The 18,383-nt window shown below is 66.3% G+C and carries 16 protein-coding genes; 12 read left to right on the forward strand and 4 right to left on the reverse strand.

The genetic code is table 11. From position 1 onward, the window contains the following. The first annotated feature begins 115 nt into the window (after positions 1-115). Entirely contained in the window at positions 116-2,845 is a 2,730-nt protein-coding gene (locus N2L00_RS05955; protein ID WP_255863284.1) for an AAA family ATPase, read from the forward strand. Between the two features lie 32 nt (positions 2,846-2,877). Here N2L00_RS05955 and N2L00_RS05960 read toward each other — a convergent pair whose 3' ends face one another. Together N2L00_RS05960 and N2L00_RS05965 are read right to left on the reverse strand one after the other, a co-directional pair. Continuing rightward, positions 2,878-3,393: an alpha/beta hydrolase gene (locus N2L00_RS05960; protein ID WP_255765783.1), complete on the reverse strand. Its 516-nt coding sequence runs from the start codon at positions 3,391-3,393 to the stop codon at positions 2,878-2,880. A gap of 283 nt (positions 3,394-3,676) precedes the next feature. Beyond that, entirely contained in the window at positions 3,677-4,309 is a 633-nt protein-coding gene (locus N2L00_RS05965) for an Ltp family lipoprotein (protein ID WP_255765784.1), read from the reverse strand. Between the two features lie 397 nt (positions 4,310-4,706). Here N2L00_RS05965 and N2L00_RS05970 point away from each other — a divergent pair, with 397 nt between their 5' ends. Both N2L00_RS05970 and N2L00_RS05975 read left to right on the forward strand, forming a co-directional pair. Continuing rightward, positions 4,707-5,480 carry an SDR family NAD(P)-dependent oxidoreductase gene (locus N2L00_RS05970; RefSeq protein WP_255765785.1) on the forward strand — a complete coding sequence of 258 codons (774 nt, stop codon included), beginning with the start codon at positions 4,707-4,709 and terminating at the stop codon, positions 5,478-5,480. A 206-nt stretch (positions 5,481-5,686) separates the two neighbouring features. Next, the gene (locus N2L00_RS05975) at positions 5,687-6,643 is read left to right on the forward strand and encodes a sorbosone dehydrogenase family protein (protein ID WP_255863283.1); all 957 of its coding nucleotides are present in this window, start codon (positions 5,687-5,689) and stop codon (positions 6,641-6,643) included. Here N2L00_RS05975 and N2L00_RS05980 read toward each other — a convergent pair. Beyond that, complete coding sequence (locus tag N2L00_RS05980; protein ID WP_255863282.1) at positions 6,640-7,218, reverse strand: GNAT family N-acetyltransferase; 579 nt, start codon at positions 7,216-7,218, stop codon at positions 6,640-6,642. The genes N2L00_RS05975 and N2L00_RS05980 overlap by 4 nt on opposite strands. A gap of 500 nt (positions 7,219-7,718) precedes the next feature. Here N2L00_RS05980 and N2L00_RS05985 point away from each other — a divergent pair, with 500 nt between their 5' ends. The 7 genes from N2L00_RS05985 to N2L00_RS06015 all read left to right on the forward strand — a co-directional run bounded on the left by N2L00_RS05985 (position 7,719) and on the right by N2L00_RS06015 (position 12,221). Further along, positions 7,719-8,153 (forward strand): hypothetical protein, encoded by a 435-nt coding sequence (locus N2L00_RS05985; protein ID WP_255863281.1) that lies wholly within the window; start codon positions 7,719-7,721, stop codon positions 8,151-8,153. A gap of 1 nt (position 8,154) precedes the next feature. Further along, positions 8,155-8,283, forward strand: coding sequence for an LPXTG cell wall anchor domain-containing protein (locus tag N2L00_RS05990; RefSeq protein ID WP_255863280.1), 129 nt, complete (start codon positions 8,155-8,157; stop codon positions 8,281-8,283). Between the two features lie 317 nt (positions 8,284-8,600). Next, positions 8,601-9,413, forward strand: a complete 813-nt coding sequence (gene erm, locus N2L00_RS05995; protein ID WP_255863279.1) for a 23S ribosomal RNA methyltransferase Erm — start codon at positions 8,601-8,603, stop codon at positions 9,411-9,413. A gap of 275 nt (positions 9,414-9,688) precedes the next feature. Next, entirely contained in the window at positions 9,689-10,159 is a 471-nt protein-coding gene (locus tag N2L00_RS06000; protein WP_255765791.1) for an FHA domain-containing protein, read from the forward strand. Between the two features lie 37 nt (positions 10,160-10,196). Then, positions 10,197-10,946: a MerR family transcriptional regulator gene (locus N2L00_RS06005; protein WP_255863278.1), complete on the forward strand. Its 750-nt coding sequence runs from the start codon at positions 10,197-10,199 to the stop codon at positions 10,944-10,946. 1 nt (position 10,947) lies between these two features. Further along, positions 10,948-11,442 (forward strand): bifunctional nuclease family protein, encoded by a 495-nt coding sequence (locus N2L00_RS06010; RefSeq protein WP_255765793.1) that lies wholly within the window; start codon positions 10,948-10,950, stop codon positions 11,440-11,442. A 191-nt stretch (positions 11,443-11,633) separates the two neighbouring features. After that, positions 11,634-12,221: a MerR family transcriptional regulator gene (locus N2L00_RS06015; protein WP_308219735.1), complete on the forward strand. Its 588-nt coding sequence runs from the start codon at positions 11,634-11,636 to the stop codon at positions 12,219-12,221. Positions 12,222-12,366: 145 nt separating this feature from the next. Here the strand turns inward: N2L00_RS06015 and N2L00_RS06020 are convergent, their stop codons facing one another. Next, positions 12,367-13,209, reverse strand: coding sequence for a ParA family protein (locus tag N2L00_RS06020; protein WP_255863277.1), 843 nt, complete (start codon positions 13,207-13,209; stop codon positions 12,367-12,369). 264 nt (positions 13,210-13,473) lie between these two features. On the opposite strand from N2L00_RS06020, the gene N2L00_RS06025 reads away from it, so the two are divergent. Beyond that, positions 13,474-16,872, forward strand: coding sequence for a pyruvate carboxylase (locus tag N2L00_RS06025; RefSeq protein ID WP_255863276.1), 3,399 nt, complete (start codon positions 13,474-13,476; stop codon positions 16,870-16,872). 56 nt (positions 16,873-16,928) lie between these two features. After that, entirely contained in the window at positions 16,929-18,356 is a 1,428-nt protein-coding gene (locus N2L00_RS06030; protein WP_255863275.1) for a mycothione reductase, read from the forward strand. Positions 18,357-18,383 lie beyond the last annotated feature (27 nt).

Here is an 18,383-nt window from a genome sequence, read left to right on the forward strand (position 1 = left end):
GAAACCCCTGCCTTTCCGCCGGTTTCCGCCTAGCTGCTTGGGTCGGAGCGACTTCGATTGCGTAGGTGAAAATTGCCTACTAAGGTGCCGTCATGCTCTGAAGGGAGCGACACTGATGGACTTCCTGGGCCGCTCCGCGGACCGCGCAACGGTCGACAACCTCCTCTCGCAGGCACGTGCCGGGCTGAGTGGGGCAGTCATCGTCCGAGGGGAAGCGGGAATCGGAAAGACGGCGTTGCTCGAGTACGCCCGCGGCAGGGCTGATGCCTCGGGGTTCCGAGTAGTGTCCTCGGTCGGGGTGGAGTGCGAGACGCAGTTCGCTTTTGCCGGCCTGCATCAGTTGTGCGCGCCCCTGCTGGACCGCATGGGTGCCCTGCCCGAGCCGCAGCAGACCGCTCTGGGCGTGGCGTTCGGGCAGCGAAACGGTGCAGTACCGGATTGGTTTCTGATAGGGCTGGCCACTCTCAACCTGCTGGCCGAGGCCGCTGAGGAAGGGCCCCTTCTGTGCCTCGTTGACGATGCGCAGTGGCTGGACGAGGCGTCGGCTCAGGTCCTCACATTTGTGGCACGACGGGTCGCCGCGGAGCCGATGGCGCTGGTGTTCGCACTGCGGGAGCCCACCGACCGCGATGTGCGCGGGTTCGACGGCATACCCGGCTTACGCTTGGGCGGGCTCGACGAGGCCGACGCGCGGGAGCTGCTGGCAGCAGCCGACTACGTACCCCTGGACGACGGGATGCGCGAGCATGTCGTCGCGGAGGCGCACGGGAACCCTCTCGCGCTGCTGGAGCTGGCCCGAAGCGCGCCGGCGGCATGGGTGGCCGGCGGGTTCGAGCCGGTGCCGGGCATCACGGACCGCATCGAGGACACCTTTCGGCGCCGCGCGGACAGCCTGCCGGCACCTACTCGACTATTGCTGCTGGTTGCCGCGGCCGATTCTACCGGCGAGGTGGCGCTGCTCTGGCGTGCGGCCGCGCACCTGGGGATCGCCGGCGAGTCTGCCGCGCCCGCAGAGGCCGCCGGACTCCTGGAGATTGATACACGGGTGAGGTTTCGCCATCCGCTGGTGCGTTCAGCTGTGCTTCGGTCCGCCGCCCCGCTGGAGCGCCGCCGTGCACACGACGCGCTGGCCGCTGCCATCGATCCAGACGTCGACCCCGACCGCCGCGCCTGGCACCGGGCCCAGGCCGTGCTGGGCACCGACGAGGACGCCGCCGCTGGGCTGGTGCGGTCAGCAGACCGGGCGCGCGCCCGCGGCGGGCTGGCCGCTGCGGCGGCGTTCATGGAGCATGCGGCCAGACTGACCCCTGACCCTGCCACCCGCGCGAGCCGGGCGCTGGAGGCCGCGCAGGATAAGCACGAGGCTGGTGCGGACGCCTCCGAGTTGCTGACGGTCGCTTCGGCCGGGCCGCTCGATACCCTGCAGCAGGCTCGCCTCGAACTGCTGCGCGCACGGATCGCGTTCCACCTCGCGCGCGACGCCGAAGGGCAAAGGATGCTGCTGGAAGCCGCTAAGAGCCTGGCCCCGCTGGACCCGGTGCTGTCCCGTGAGACGTATCTGCGCGCGCTCGAAGCGGCGATCGTCACCGGTGACTTCCGCCGCGGCCGCGGCATACCGGAAGTGACCGAGGCTGCCCTGACGGCGCCCGTAGCGACGGGGTCTCTGCGGCCTGCGGATCTGCTGCTCGACGGGCTTGTGACGACCTTCACTCAGGGGTATTCGGCCGGTGTGCCGGAGCTGCGGCGGGCGCTGGCGGCCTTCGGAGGCCAGGAGCAGGATGTTGATGCGCTGAGCGTCGCCGACACCTGCCGCTGGGGGTGGCTCGCCAGCCGAACCGCAATGTCGGTGTTCGACGACGAGATGCTCCACGCCGTGTCCATCCGTCATGTCCGTCTGACCCGTGAGTCCGGCGCGCTTGCCGCACTCCCGGACGCACTTCTGGGCCAATCCGTCATACAAGTGCTCTCGGGTGAGTTCGACCGCGCAGCCGAGCACGCAGCGATCGCAGCCGCGACCGAGGCTGTGCCCTTGCTGCACGCGCAGCTCCTCCTGTCTGCCTGGCGCGGCCGTCCAGACGAGACCGCCGGGATGCGCGCGAGCATTGTCCGCAAGGCTGCCGAACAGGCGCACAGCACCGAGGATGCCCTGACGCAGTACGCCATGGCGGTGCTGCATAACGGTCTGGGCGACTACTCCGCAGCTCATGCCGCGGCGGCACGGGCCTTCGACACCGAAGCGGTGAGGTTCAACAACCTGGCCCACTCTGAACTCGTCGAAGCGGCGTGCCGTTCCGGCCGGCCGGAGAGTGCGGCCGATGCGCTGGAGCAACTCACTTCACGCGCCCTCGCCAGCGGTACGCCGTGGGGGCTCGGTCTGGCGGCGCGTTCACGGGCTTTGACCTCTACGGGGACAGCCGCTGAGGAACACTTCCGCGAGGCGATCGAACAACTCAACCGCTGCCGGATAACCACCCATCTCGCCCGAACGCACCTCGTCTACGGCGAGTGGCTCCGCCGCGAGGGCCGCCGCCAGGACGCCCGCGAACAGCTCCGCACCGCGCACGAACTGTTACTGGACATGGGCGCCGAGGCGTTCGCCGCCCGCGCCGCCCGCGAACTTCGCGCCACCGGCGAGCACCCCCGCAAGCGAAGCGCCCAGCCGGCCGACTCCCTCACCGCCCACGAGATGCACATCGCCCGGCTGGTGGCCACCGGTGCAACCTCCCGCGAAGTCGCCACGGAACTCTTTCTCAGCCCACGGACGATTGATGCCCACCTCCGCAATATTTTCCGCAAAATGGGCGTCACCTCGCGCCGTCAGCTCCGCGAGCTGTCCCTTTCCTGACGCCCGCGGGCGTGACGGTCGAGGCCTCGCCACTAGAGCGTGCCGACGTCGTCGGCAACCGCCCCCATCCGCCCCTCGAACTGGTGCCCGCCGGACGTATGTCGGCGGACTTGCGCCTGCGGCAACCGGGCCGTGTACCGGTCCAGATGGCCGATGGGCACCACATCGTCGTCGACGCAATGGTGGAGCCAGACCGGGAAACCGATCGGCAGCTTGGCGTCCGCAGGCAGCGTGTACTCCGCCTGCCAGCCCTCCGATCCCCAGAAAGGCATTGCCAGGAGGGCGAGTCCCAGCGGCGCCGTGCCCTGAAATCCATCGGCGAGGTGAAGCAGGGCCATCGACGCCCCGAAGGAATGCCCGACGATGACCAGGTCAGGGGCGAGGGCGTTCCGGTGCCGTTCGATCTCGCTCCGCCAGCCCGCGGCTGACATGTCCTCGTCGGGGAAGCGGGGCGCCGTAACGGGCAGGCCGAGGCGGGTGTGCAGTTCTTCTGCGAGGGGTAGGTCGTCCTGGTAGCCGCCGGCTCCATGGACGAAGAGCATCTCCATGCGTTCTCCCGGAATCTCGTAGCCATCCCGTGGCTGGAGTGGTCGCTTTTCCCTGCATGCCAGCTTGGTCTTCCGCCCGCTGGTCAGTCAAGGGTGCACGGTCACGCGGCGTCGAACCCGAGTTGGAGCTCGCACTGATCGCACAACAATGGTGGGTTGAAGCCCGCCCCGGTTCAAATCATGCGGATACGCTCTGGACATGTGGTCATGAGCCACGAAAAGGGCCATCCCGCAGCTACAGCATGCGGGATGGCCCTCGAGGATTTTGCTGGCGAGGCCTGAACTACTGGTTCAGGTTTTGAATCGCGTAATCCGCCTCAGCCGGAGTGAACTTTTCTCCGTATTCGGAAACCAGCTGGTCGTAGACGGCATCCGGAGACATGGCCATCGTCTCCTGATAAGTTTTCGCCTTCTCCAGCGCGTTCTTGTTCCAGTCCGTCTTCACGTTATCGACGGCATATTGTGCGGCCTCGGGTGAAAATTTCCCACCATATTCGGAAGTCAGCTGGTCATAGAGTCCGACTTTGGACATGTGCATTGTGTTCGCGTAGGTGTCGGCCTGACGAAGTGCCGACTTGAATTCAACGGGAACAGAATTTTCAGCAGGGGCAGGAGCAGCGGGACTGGGGGCAGCCGGTTCCTTTGCAGGTTCCGGCTCCTTTACAGGTTCCGGGGCCGTAGTCGAGGGTGCCGCCTCTGAGGACGTCTCAGATGTTTGGGTCTCGTCGGTTGAGGATGCAGTACTGCTGTCATCAGACCCACCCGTAAGAGAGGACACGCAGCCGCCAAAAAAGAGGATTAGGACAATGGCGACAACCCACGGCCACTTTTTGCGTTTTTTCTTAGTAGGTACAGAGGCGGGGCCGGGTGTGGGATATTCTCCCTGGGGAGAATGATCTTTGGGGAAATCGGACATGGGTGTCTCCTAAATAAACAATTAGACACTGAGTATATCCGTCAAATGCTTAAGCATGTGTTATGGATGTGGGTGTGTTCTTGCCTAGAGCCGACGGGACCATCTCAGCGCCGCATTCCTCGGTGCTAAAAGCAGAGCTCGACGGCGGAGCGCAGGCAAACTAACGATGCGGCCGGAAGGTGGGTCCCACACTGTGGCAGTACCGGTCGCGGCACAAATCCGGCGGAGAGTAGGTGTAGGGATCCATGGCCTATTATCAGCAACGCAACGAATCCCGCTTCTTTCGTGCATCGGTTGACTGCATGCTATTCCGCGTGATTGCAGGGCCCTGTTAGCCTCGTCCGTCCGGGCGTCCCGGCGTCCGCCATCCAGATTGCATCGGAGAAGGAGCGGGTCCATGGCTGCGGTGATCCCATCCCGGAAGGTCATTATCCATGGCGCCGGCGGGGCGATCGGCGGTGCCGTAGCGGAGGAATTTGCCCGCCGCGGGGCGGAGCTGTTCCTCGCCGGGCACCGCCTGGACTCCGTTAATACGACGGCGGACCGCGTCCGCGCACTGGGTGGCGGGCCGGTGCATACGGCAGAAGTCGATGCCTCCGATCCGGCGGCCGTGGACGCGCACGCCGACGCCGTCGTCGACGCCGCAGGAAGGATCGATGCCGTGCTCAATGCGGCCGGCCTCCCCGCGGTGCAAGGCGTCCCGCTGCTCGATATGTCCGTGGACGACGTCGTCTCGCCGGCAGCAGGCTGGCTGCGCACACAGTTCATCACCTCGCGGGCCGCTGCCGTACACATGGTTGGACGCGGAAGCGGAACGGTCCTGCTGCTGTCCGCCTCGCCGGCGAGGGTCTCCATTGCCGGAGTGGGCGGCTTCGCAGCGGCTTGTGCCGCCGTCGAAGCACTCACGCGTACCCTTGCCGCGGAGTTGGGCCCTTCGGGAGTAAGGGTTGTCTGCCTTCGCCCGCAGCGCATCCTGGAAACCATCGGAAGCACGCCGGACCTGCCGATGGCACTGGACGAGTTCACCCGCTTCCTGGAATCCCTCACCACCACCGGAACCCTCCCGACCCTCAAGGAGGTGGCCGAAGCAGCGGTCTTTCTGGTCGAGGGCGGCGCCGGGAGTATGAACGGGGCCGTCCTGAACCTCACGAGCGGGATGAGCGTCGATTGATACCCGGATCATCGGTGCGACAGGGAACCGTGAGGCTTGCGGCTGCGGGCCCCGGGAGTGCCGGTGCGGGTTCCCGTCGGAGCAAGGCACGACGCCGGTTCGCCGCCCTCGCGGCTGTCACGGTGGCGGTGGCCGCTGTGGCCGGGTGTACTGAAGACGGCCGGCCGGGACCGGAGTCTCCGATTTCCGTTTCGCCCGGACTGGAAGTGGAAAGACCGGAAACGGAAGTCCTCGCCACCGGTCTCGACGCCCCGTGGTCCATCGCGTTCCACGAGGGCATCCCGCTGGTCAGCGAGCGGGACTCTGCACGAATCCTGGAGCTCGACGCGGCCGGTAACGCCCGCGAGGCCGGCACCATCGAGGGCGCCGCAGGCAGGGGAGAGGGAGGGCTTCTCGGCATCGCCGTCCAGGACGGGTACCTGTATACCTATTTCACCGGGGACGCCGGGAACCGGATCGAACGCCGCAGCATCACCGGTGACCCCGGGTCATTGGCGCTGGGCGAAGCGGAAACCATCCTCGACTCAATCCCCGCCGGCCCGGTCCACAACGGGGGCCGCCTTGCGTTCGGCCCGGACGGCATGCTGTACGCCACCACTGGCGACGCCGGCAGCCGGGACAGCGCGCAGGACCGGGATTCGCTCTCGGGCAAGATCCTGCGGATGAACCCGGACGGCAGCAACCCGGAGGACAACCCCTTCCCGGGAACGCTCGTGTACAGCTATGGACACCGCAACCCGCAGGGCATCGCCTGGGACAGCGACGGCGTCCTCTATGCGAGCGAGTTCGGACAGAACACCTGGGATGAACTGAACGTCATCGAGCCCGGCGGGAACTACGGCTGGCCCGAGGTCGAAGGCATAGCAGGAGAGGAAGGCTTCATTGACCCGGTCCAGCAGTGGACGCCCGGGGAAGCCAGTCCGAGCGGCATCGCCGTGGCGGGCAGCACTCTGTATATTGCCAACCTGCGCGGCGAACGGCTGCGGGAGGTCCCGCTCGATAATCCCGGTGCCCCCATCGAGCAGCTGGCCGGCGACTACGGCCGGCTGCGCGACGTCGTCAACGCTCCGGACGGCAGTGTGTGGGTCCTGACGAACAACACCGACGGCCGCGGCCGTCCGGGGCAGGACGACGACCGGATTCTCCGCCTGGAAACGGATTAGGCGAGTCGTCTGCGCATCAGCCACCGGGTTTTCCCGCCGGATTTCGACGCCGTCTCCGCCGCGCGTTCGAAGCCGGCTGCCTCGAACAGCGCAGTAGTGCCGACGTACGCGAGCGAGGAACTGATCCTGCCGCCGGCGGCGTCGATCGGGTAGGCCTCCAGCGCCGGAGCGCCTGCAGAACGGGCATAGTCGACGGCGCCGTGGAGCAGGTGCCGGGCCAGTCCCTGCCGGCGGAACTGCGGACGGATGACCAGGCAGACCACGCTCCACACCGGAACATCGTCGACGGCGGGGATGGTCCGTGAGGACCGCAGCCGGTGGTGGCTGGCGCGCGGGCTCACCGAACACCAGCCCGCGGCCTCGCCGTCCACATAGGCGACGACGCCGGGCGGGGTGCCTTCCTCCGCATACCGGCGCAGCCTGCCCTGCTGGTCAGCGCCGGCGAGAGCACGGAACTCCGACGTCGGGAGACGGTAGCTGAGGCACCAGCAGGCCTGGGCATCGGGGCTCTTCGGCGCAAGGACCGCCGCGACGTCGTCGAACCGGTCGGCGGTGGCGGGATGGACCTCGATCATTTTCGCAGGCTCCTGGGTTTAGGGGCCCGGCTACACGTTCGGCCCCCGATCCCTCGTACCGTAGCCTGCGCCTCCGGGCAGCGGAAGCGGACCCGGGTAGCCGGGCAGCAGTGGCGAACCCTGCCCGTGAGCGCTGTCCGAACCGCCTGATCGGCCGAATAGTCCAGTGGATGACCGGTGAATACCGGGGGTTGGTTTCCCCCTGGCGTGTGGCAACGGGTACTACTGAGGGCTCTGGGGCTGGGGTGAAACAATGTGCCTTTATTACGCTTGTGGACAACATAGCGTGGTGTAAGCGTCATCCGCATGCATACAAAACGCCTCCCACATGCCCTTGCCACTACATCGATCTGCAGCCTTGCGGCAGCTTTCGCCCTCGTCGGTTCCCTGGCCGCCGCCCCGACGGCTGCAGCACAGGGGCCGGCGGCCTCCGTTCGGGTCAACGCCGCCGCGCCAATGGAATCAGGTGTACTGCTGGCCGTTTCCGACCCTACGCCCACGTGCCGGATGACGCCGACGCCGATGCCGACCCCGACCGGGACGCCGACGCCGACCCCGACTCCGACCGGGACGCCGACGCCCACGGTCACTCCGACTGGTACCCCAACACCGACGGGAACTCCAATCCCGACGGTCACTCCGACGGGTACCCCGACGTCGACCCCGACGGTTACCCCAACACCGACGGGAACCCCGTCGCCGAGCGACTCTCCGTCCCCGAGCGATACCACGTCGCCGAGCGACTCTCCGTCCCCGAGCGACTCTCCGTCCCCGAGCGATACCCCGTCGCCGAGCGACTCTCCCTCCCCGAGCGACACTCCGACGGGCACCCCGTCAGCTTCATCGGGCACAACGGGAATGGGTGCCGAGGTAGCCATGGTCCAGGTCGTGTCCATCACTCCGCCGTGCATGGGTTCCGCAGGAGCGTCCCGTGATGTGAGGCCCGATCTGGCCGGCACCGGTGCTTCCGGCACATCGCTCGCCCTGCTCGGAGCCGGAGGCCTTCTTGTTGCGGGTGCTGCCGGCGTGTACTTCACGCGTCGCCGCGGAGTCCAGGAATCGTAGGCATAGCCACCCCCAAGAGCCCGGTATGCGAACGGCAGCCGGACCCCATCCCGGGTCCGGCTGCTGTTTATCCATGCGCCGAACATACTGCTCCCTCTGGAACCGTCGAGCCGGTCGCCGTATCCTCCTTCCTGTGACTTCCACGTGTAGGACTTCCTCCCGCGCATTCGACTGCGCGTTCTTCGTGCGCGACCGCCGCCGCTGACGGCGGGCGGCGCCTCCACTCGCGGTACCGCGCGCCGTCGTTCCGGATGCCAGGCACCCGGAAGGCGTCGTCTGCCTGAAGGGTGCTCCATGTCGCGGCGATTGGAGCGCTCGTGGGAGCGAGAAGCCAGTATGGCGGCCGGGAGGAGCTCGGCCAGAATTTCCTGATCCACCAACCCACCATCCGTTTGGTCCTTGGCCTGGTCCGTTCCTCGGGCGGCGGGAGCATCCTCGAACTCGGTGCCGGCGACGGCGCCCTGACCCGTCCGCTTGCAGCCCTCGGCCGCGACCTGCTGGCCATTGACTTGGATTCAGGCTGCGTAGGACGACTGCAACGGCGTCTGCCCACAGTCCGGGTACTGCAGGCAGATGCCCTGGCCGTGCCCTTCGACCGCCCGGTGATTGTGGGCAATATTCCCTTTCACCTGACTACCCCGATCCTGCGCCGCCTGCTGGCAACGGGTACCTGGACCCATGCGGTGCTGCTGACCCAGTGGGAGGTTGCCCGCAAGCGGGCCGGAGTGGGTGGGGGAACCCTGCTGACGGCCCAGGCCTCTCCCTGGTTCGACTTCGATCTTCGCGGCCGGGTGCCCGCAGCCGGGTTCCGCCCCCGGCCCGCCGTCGACGGCGGCATCCTTAGTGTCCGGCGGCGCCCGGTCCCGCTGCTGGACCCGCAGGACCGGACACCCTACGAGCGGTTTGTGCGCGCCATCTACAACGGACCCGGAGCGGGGCTGGGGGAGATCCTGGGCCGGTATCTTGGGTCGGCACGGACCGCACGGACCGCATTGGCCGCTGCGGGAGTTCCGCTGCAGGCACTGCCCAGGGATGCAGCAGCCGCGCAGTGGCCGCGCTTGTGGCAGGCAGCCGTGGACCAGCCCAGCGCCCGGGCAGGCAACCATCCCCGCCAGCGGGCCGGCAGCTGAGCCAGGCCAGCCGGGGCGCATGCATCGCGGCCGGCCAGTGCGCTTCGGATTCGGCAAGGGCGGTAATCGGCGGTCCTGTTACGGCGCGTTGACGCCCTCCCGCACCTGATTACTACCTCCTGCGCGGAGAAGCCGTAAGCAGTACTTGTTAATCAGTGCCACAGCGGGCCTGTAACGGGTAGGCTGATACAGCAGGTAAGGCAGAAACAGTCATCGGAACCGGGTCAGCCAGATATTTTGGCTGATCAGTTTTCTTTTTGGGGAGGAAATTGCACATGGCGGGCGAGCAGTACAGCGCCGAACGAGCGGGCAACCGACAGGCGCCCGGCACGGAAGACACCACATCCATCAGTCTTCCCCCGATGTCCGATTCCACATCGGTTGAGCCCAAGCTGACCCCGGACGAGCGAGCCGCCGTCGCGGCCCTCCCTGCGCGCTCAGCCCTGCTGATTGCCCACAGCGGTCCGAACGCCGGTGCCCGCTTCCTGCTGGACCAGGACGTCACCACTGCCGGCCGGCACCCCAACGCAGACGTTTTCCTCGATGACGTCACTGTTTCGCGCAAGCATGTTGAGTTCCGCCGTACCCCCGAGGGGTTCCGCGTGGTGGATTCCATGAGCCTGAACGGCACGTACGTCAACCATGACCGGGTCGACAGTGTGCTGCTGCGTACCGGGAGCGAAGTGCAGATCGGTAAGTTCCGACTCACTTTTTACGCTGCCCGCCCCGCAACTGCCGGAAACTAGGCTCAGGCCCCGGCGTAGGGCAGATAAGGTAGTAGATATGTCAGCATCACAGTCCGTCAGGCGCACCACCGGACCGGAACGGCTGCGTGGCAGGGTGCTGAATATCGGCGAGGTCCTGGGCGAGCTCAGCACGGACTTCCCTGCCATCAGCGCATCCAAGATCCGTTTCCTCGAGGAAAAAGGCCTGGTGACGCCGCAGCGCACGGCCGCCGGTTACCGCAAGTACAGTACGGCCGACGTCGAGCGTCTTCGGTTTGTGCTGGCATTGCAGCGCGACCAGTACCTGCCGCTGAAGGTCATCAAGGATTATCTGGACGCGATTGACCGGGGAGAGCGGCCCGAGTCGCTTCCCGGCGGTATGTCCCTTGCCCCGCGCGTCGTATCGGACCAGCTGGCCGGAGAGCTTGCTGCCCGCGCCCATGCCCGCACCTTGACCTTCGAGGAGCTGGTTAAGGAATCCGGCGCGAGCACGGAATTGGTGCACAGCCTGGTCAGCTACGGACTGATCACCAGCGGCGATGAAAACTATGACGAGCATGCCCTGAAGGTGGCCAAGGCCTGTGTCCAGCTCGAGGCGCACGGCATCGAACCACGGCACCTGCGTCCCTTCCGGGCGGCAGCGGACCGCGAGCTCGGACTGGTTGAACGCGTGGTTGCCCCGGTCGCCTCCCGCAGGGACGTCGCCTCGAAGGCGCGCGCCGCTGAGACCGCCCGCGAGATCAGCGACCTGTGCCTGAGCCTGCACAGCGCTTTGGTGCATGGGCAAATAGCGCGGATGGAGGGCTGAGATGCAGGAAGTCGAAGTTGTCGGCGTGCGGATTGAACTCCCGTCCAATCAGCCGCTGGTCCTGCTTAAGGAAGTCAACGGTGAACGGCACCTTCCTATCTGGATCGGCGCCCCGGAAGCCAGCGCCATCGCCTTTGTGCAGCAGGGGATCGTTCCGCCGCGGCCCATGACGCATGACCTGCTGGTGAACCTGATCCACGCGCTGAAACGCGAAGTGACACTCGTCCGGCTGATCTCCGTGGAAGACACCGTGTTCCACGCAGAGATCCTTTTCGAGGACGGAACAGCCGTGAATTCGCGGGCATCCGACGCGATTGCCGTTGCCCTGCGGATCCCGTGCCCTATTTACTGCGCGGACGAAGTCCTGAATGAGGCCGGCGTCCGGATTGCCGACGCGGACCCCGAAGACGATGAAGAGCAGGACAACGCGGAGCAGGAGATGCGCCAGTTCCGCGAATTCCTGGCCGACGTCGAGCCTGAAGACTTCGAACGCTGACCGGTTTTCCGCCTCTGCCTCCGACACGCCTGCGGAAAAGTTCCCGGCATCTTTGACCTTGGTGCCAGTCGGTTCTAACGTCGAAGAATAGAGTTCCCATTGCACCGGGGGAGTTCTCGGGGCACACTGAAGAAGCCCTGACAGCTCCGGCCTGTGCCGACCCCCAGGGGAACCGTTACTAGGAGGCACACGTGAGTCCGAAAGGCGATGCCGGCGAACACGCCGCAGCACCGGGGAGTATCCCTTCCCAGAGCGCCCAGGGCTTGCTGTTCACCGAGGACCTGCCTCTTCTCGATGAAGACGCAGGCTACCGTGGCCCCACCGCCTGCAAGGCTGCAGGGATAACTTACCGCCAGTTGGATTACTGGGCGCGCACCGGCCTCGTGGAACCTGCGGTACGAGGTGCATCCGGTTCCGGCACGCAGCGCCTCTACGGTTTCCGCGATATCCTGGTCCTGAAAGTCGTCAAGCGGCTGCTGGACACCGGTGTATCTCTCCAGCAGATCCGAACTGCCGTGGAGCACCTGCGGGAACGTGGAGTCGAGGACCTGGCACAGATCACCTTGATGAGCGACGGCGCCAGCGTGTACGAGTGCACTTCCGCCGACGAGGTCATCGACCTGGTCCAGGGCGGCCAGGGCGTCTTCGGCATAGCCGTGGGCCGGGTCTGGCGCGAAGTCGAGGGCAGCCTCGCACAGTTGCCCAGTGAGCACGTCAACGAGCAGGACTTTCCCGGAGACGAACTGAGCCAGCGCCGCATCGCCCGCAAAATCAGTTAGGGCGCACAGCCCAGTTAGGGCGCACAGCTCAGTTAGGGCGCACAGCCCGGTTAGGGTGCGCAGGCTCTACAGACCATTAACGTTGAAGGGCATCCCCGCGGGGATGCCCTTCAACGTTTGTCCAGTTGCTTGTAGCCTGCCGGGGCTAGGCCACCGGGCGGCGCATCACGCGGTTGCGCACGCTGCCGGAATCCATCAGGTTCTTCATCAAGGCGTCGAAGGTTCCGGCGGCCTGTTTGGCTGATTCGCCCGGCCAGTGATGCACCGAATGGGCGGCACCCTGGATCTGCTGCCAGTTCGCCTGTTCCGCAATGGTGGGCGTGAGGAGCAGGTCACCGAACATCTGCTTCATTTCGGCAAGCCGGAAAACGTGCTCGTTGGAGCTGGGCCGCACCCGGTTGGCGATGATTCCGGCGGGGGCCAGATTGGGAGCGAATTCCTCCCGGAACAGTTCGAGCGCACGCATGGTCCGCTCGGTGCCGGCCACCGAAAACAGCCCAGGTTCCGCAACGAGCAGTACCCGGTTGCTGGCGGTCCAGGCCATGCGGGTGAGGCCGTTCAGCGACGGCGGGCAGTCGATGAGGACCAAGCCGTATCCGGATACCCGGGACAGCAGGGTGGTCAGGCGTCGAAGATCGCGCTTGCCCAGGTCCGGACGGTCGTAAATACCCGAGTAGGCCGAGCCCATGGCAACATCCAGGACGGGGTTCCGGCCTTCTGAATTCTTCGCAAGGCGGCGGGCGTTCGCTACCCAGCCGCTGGGGATCACATGATCCGAAAGCTGTGCCCGACGGGCTGTCCGGAGCATCTCGCCGATTCCGAGCTGGTTGCCTGCGCTGACGCCCAAACCGGTGGTGGCATCGGCGTGCGGGTCCAGGTCCACGACGAGCGTAGGAATGCCGGCGGCCAGCGCTGCGGATGCCAGGCCGAGGGTGACGGAGGTCTTGCCGACGCCGCCCTTCAGGCTGCTGATGCTCACTACTTGCACTTGATGAACCAAAACCTAACGTGTCTAGGGATCACTGGACGCTGCTGACTCATTCTATGTGACGCATACCCGTTACCTTGGCAGCGGGCTTTTACAGGGGTGGCGCTTAGACTGGTGCCACTGTGATGTCGAACACGGCAGCTCCGGAGTCCGCCTGTCGGCGGGACCCCGGTCCGGCTTGAGGTTTTCCTCTCGCGCCGTGGGTAAAATCCGTTATTGGCGGTATCTGTCCGGGTGCCCCACCGCAATTGATCCAGGAGACCCATGTTCTCGAAGATTTTGGTAGCGAACCGGGGCGAGATCGCCATTCGCGCCTTCCGTGCCGCCTATGAGCTCGGCGCCAAGACCGTGGCCGTGTTTCCCCAGGAGGACCGGAATTCCATCCACCGCCAGAAGGCCGACGAGGCCTATCTGATCGGGGAAGAGGGACATCCGGTCCGGGCGTATCTGGACGTTGACGAGATTATCCGGGTAGCTAAGGAATCCGGCTGTGACGCCATTTACCCCGGTTACGGGTTCCTTTCCGAAAACGCGCACCTGGCACGCGCCGCCGCTGACGCGGGCATCACCTTTGTGGGTCCCGCGGCGGACATCCTGGAACTGGCCGGACACAAGGTCCATGCCCTGAACGCGGCTCGCAAGGCAGGCATCCCGGTTCTGCGCTCCACCGAGCCGAGCGCCGACGTCGAGAAGCTGCTCAGCGAGGCAGAGGACATCGGGTTCCCCATCTTCGTCAAGGCCGTGGCCGGCGGCGGCGGCCGCGGGATGCGCCGGGTGGACACCGCGGACAAGCTGCCCGAAGCCCTGCAGGCGGCCATGCGGGAGGCTGAGACAGCCTTCGGCGACGCGACCGTGTTCCTGGAGCAGGCAGTCCTGCGTCCCCGGCACATCGAAGTACAGATCCTGGCCGATGCGGACGGCAACATCGTGCACCTGTTCGAACGGGACTGCTCCCTGCAGCGCCGCCACCAGAAGGTGGTGGAGATAGCGCCGGCGCCCAATCTGGATGAGAACATCCGCCAGGCCCTGTACCGGGACGCGGTGAAGTTCGCCAAGGCCCTGAACTACGTCAACGCGGGAACCGTGGAGTTCCTCGTGGACACTGTCGGTGAACGCGCCGGCCAGCACGTCTTTATCGAAATGAACCCCCGGGTCCAGGTGGAACACACCGTTACCGAGGAAATCACCGACGTCGACATCGTCCAGTCCCAGCTGCGGATCGCGGCAGGTGAGACGCTGGCCGATCTGGGCCTGCAGCAGGATGAACTGCAGGTCCGCGGCGCCGCCCTCCAGTGCCGCATTACCACCGAGGACCCGGCGAACGGGTTCCGGCCCGACGTCGGCCGGATCACCGCGTACCGTTCCGCCGGCGGCGCCGGGGTGAGGCTGGACGGCGGCACCGTCTATGCGGGCGCTGAAATCAGCCCGCACTTCGATTCGATGCTGGTCAAGCTGACCTGCCGGGGACGGACCTACCCCATAGCGGTCAACCGGGCCCGGAGGGCGCTGGCCGAGTTCAGGATCCGCGGCGTTGCCACCAACATTTCCTTCCTGCAGGCGGTCCTGGATGATCCGGACTTCGTTGCCGGGGACGTAGCGACGTCGTTTATCGAGGAACGCCCCGAACTGCTTAATGCCCGCGGCTCGGCGGATCGGGGTACGAAGCTGCTCAATTGGCTCGCCGATGTCACCGTGAATAAGCCCTACGGCGATCCCGTTGCGCATATCGACCCGGCGGAGAAGCTGCCCGCCGATCTGCCGGACGCCGCGCCGGGCTCCCGGCAGCGGTTGCTGGAACTCGGCCCCGAGGGTTTCGCCGCGGACCTGCGGCAGCGGACCGAACTGGCCGTCACCGACACCACTTTCCGCGACGCCCACCAGTCCCTGCTGGCCACCCGTGTGCGGACCAGGGACCTGACCGCGGCGGCACCGGCCGTAGCAGCCCTGACTCCGGAACTGCTGTCCGTGGAGGCCTGGGGCGGTGCCACGTACGACGTCGCCCTGCGCTTCCTGGGCGAGGACCCGTGGGAGCGGCTCGCCGCCCTGAGGCACCAGCTGCCCAACATCTGCATCCAGATGCTGCTTCGCGGACGGAACACGGTGGGCTACACGCCATACCCGACCGAAGTCACCGAAGCCTTCGTGGAGGAAGCCGCGGCTACCGGCGTCGACATTTTCCGCATCTTCGACGCGCTGAATGATGTGTCCCAGATGGAGCCTGCCATCCAGGCCGTCCGCAAGACGGGGACGGCCGTCGCCGAAGTAGCCCTCTGCTACACCGGCGACATGCTGAACCCTCATGAGGACCTCTACACGCTGGACTACTACCTGGACCTGGCGCAGAAAATCGTGGACGCCGGCGCGCACATCCTGGCTATCAAGGACATGGCGGGCCTGCTGCGGCCGGCTGCAGCGGCCAAGCTGGTCGCTGCGCTGCGGGAACGTTTCGACCTGCCCGTCCACCTGCACACGCATGACACCGCCGGAGGCCAGCTGGCAACCCTGCTGGCCGCTGCCGAGGTTGGGGTGGACGCCGTGGACGTTGCCAGCGCGCCGCTGGCGGGCACCACCAGCCAGCCGTCCATGTCCTCGTTGGTCGCCGCGCTGACCAATACCGAACGGGATACCGGCATCAGCCTGGACGCCGTAGGCGCACTGGAACCGTATTGGGAGGCCGTGCGGCGTGTGTACGCGCCGTTCGAATCCGGGTTGGCGGGTCCCACCGGCCGCGTGTACCGCCACGAAATTCCGGGCGGCCAGCTTTCCAACCTGCGCCAGCAGGCGATTGCCCTGGGGCTGGGGGAGCGGTTCGAAGCCATTGAGGACATGTACACCGCCGCCGACCGGATCCTGGGCCGCCTGGTGAAGGTCACGCCGTCGTCGAAGGTGGTGGGGGACCTGGCCCTCCAGCTGGTCGGCTCCAACGTCTCCCCGGAGGACTTCGAGGAGAACCCGCAGAACTACGACATTCCGGATTCCGTGATCGGCTTCCTCAGCGGTGAACTCGGTGATCCGCCCGGAGGCTGGCCGGAGCCCTTCCGGACCAAGGCGCTGCAGGGCCGTAAGGTCAAGGCCCGCGACGTCGAACTGACCGAGGTGGACAAGGCCGGGCTGCACGCCGATTCGGCCACCCGGCAGGAAACCCTGAACCGGCTGCTCTTTGCCGGCCCGGCCAAGGAATTCGCGACCGTCCGTGAAACCTACGGCGACGTTTCCGTACTGGAGACCCGGGACTACCTGTACGGGCTGCGGCGCGGGGAAGAGCACGTCATCGAACTGGAAAAGGGCGTGCGGCTGATCGCTGCGCTGGACGCGGTGTCCGAGCCGGATGAAAAGGGCATGCGCACGGTCATGACCACCCTGAACGGGCAGATGCGGCCGGTCTCGGTCCGGGACCGCAGCATCGAAAGCACCACGAAATCGGCGGAACGGGCAGATCCGGCGGAAGCCGGCCAGGTTGCGGCACCGTTTGCCGGTGCGGTCACGGTCACGGTTAAGGAGGGTGCAGAGGTCGCCGCAGGAGAGACCGTCGCCACCATCGAGGCAATGAAGATGGAGGCTTCCATCACGGCACCGGTTGCCGGAACCGTGGAACGGGTCGCCATCTCCCGGGTGGAGCAGGTCCAGGGCGGGGATCTGCTGCTGGTCATCGCCCCGAAATAAGCACCGGCTTCCGGTGCGAAATGAACGTTGGACCGTGACTGCATAGACTGAAGAGCGTGACTCACTTCGATCTGGCCATCATTGGTTCCGGCTCCGGCAACTCGATCATCACCCCGGACTGGGACGGCAAAAAGGTAGCGATCATTGACGGAGGCACGTTCGGAGGAACGTGCCTCAACGTCGGGTGCATCCCGACGAAGATGTTCGTGTATCCCGCCCAGCTCGCGGCAGCAGCTGTGGACGGCGCGCGGCTGGGCGTGGACACGGTGTCGGCCGGGGTCCGGTGGCGGGACATCCGGGACCGGATCTTCACCCGCATCGACGCGATTTCCGACGGCGGGCGCCGCTACCGGGACGAGGAGCTGGACAACGTCACGCTGTTCAGTGAATACGTCCGCTTCGTCTCGCCGCACGCACTCGTCACGGCGTCGGGGCAGGAAATCACCGCCGATGAAATCGTGGTGGCCGCCGGATCCCGCCCGGTCCTGCCGGATGTGCCGGGGATGGACCTTCCCCAGGTGCATACCTCGGACACGGTGATGCGTATCGATGAGCTGCCGGCGCGCGTCCTGATCATCGGGGGCGGGTATATCGCGGCGGAGTTCGGCTTCGTTTTCTCCGCCTTCGGGTCGGACGTCACCCTGGCCGTGCGGTCGGGGGCACTGCTTCGTTCCCTGGACGAAACCGTGTCCGAGCGCTTCACCGCGGAAGCCGCCAAGCAGTGGAACGTGCAGTTCGAAACCACCGTGGACTCACTGGTGGAGAACGCCGACGGTTCCGTGCACGCCGTGCTCTCCGGCCCCGCCGGAGAAACGGCCCTGGACGTGGACCTGGTGCTGGTGGCGACCGGCCGAACCCCCAACACCGACCGGCTGGACGTCACAGCCGCCGGGTTTGACCTCACCGCGGACGGCCGGCTGGCCGTGGACGGCTACGGCAGGGTGCTGGCATCCGGCGCTCCGGTGGAGGGGATCTGGGCGCTGGGCGACATCAGCAGCCCCTACCAGCTCAAGCACGTGGCCAACCATGAGGCGCGGGTGGTGGCGCACAACCTGGTGCACCCCGGGGACCTCCGCGCCATGGACCACCGCTTCGTGCCCGCGGCCGTCTTCAGCAGCCCGCAGATTGCGAGCGTCGGGATGACCGAGGACCAGGCCATCGCCGATACGGAAGCCCGCGGCGTCGAACTCGCCCTGGCCGTGCAGGAATACGGGTCGACGGCGTACGGCTGGGCAATGGAGGATTCCACCGGATTCGTGAAACTGCTGGCGGAAAAGGAAAGCGGCCGGCTGCTCGGCGCCCACATCATGGGACATGAGGCGTCGATGCTGATCCAGCCCTTGGTGCAGGCGATGGAGTTCGGCTTGGATGCCGCCACCATGGCCCGCGGGCAGTACTGGATCCACCCGGCACTGACGGAAGTGGTCGAAAACGCGCTGCTTTCGCTGAAGACAAAGGAAACGCCGGGCAGGAACCGTCTCTAGGGGAGTCGGTTCCTGCCCGGCGCGCGG

Origin of the sequence: Arthrobacter sp. zg-Y1171 (assembly GCF_025244845.1) — a bacterium.
Taxonomy (GTDB): Bacteria; Actinomycetota; Actinomycetes; order Actinomycetales; family Micrococcaceae; genus Arthrobacter_B.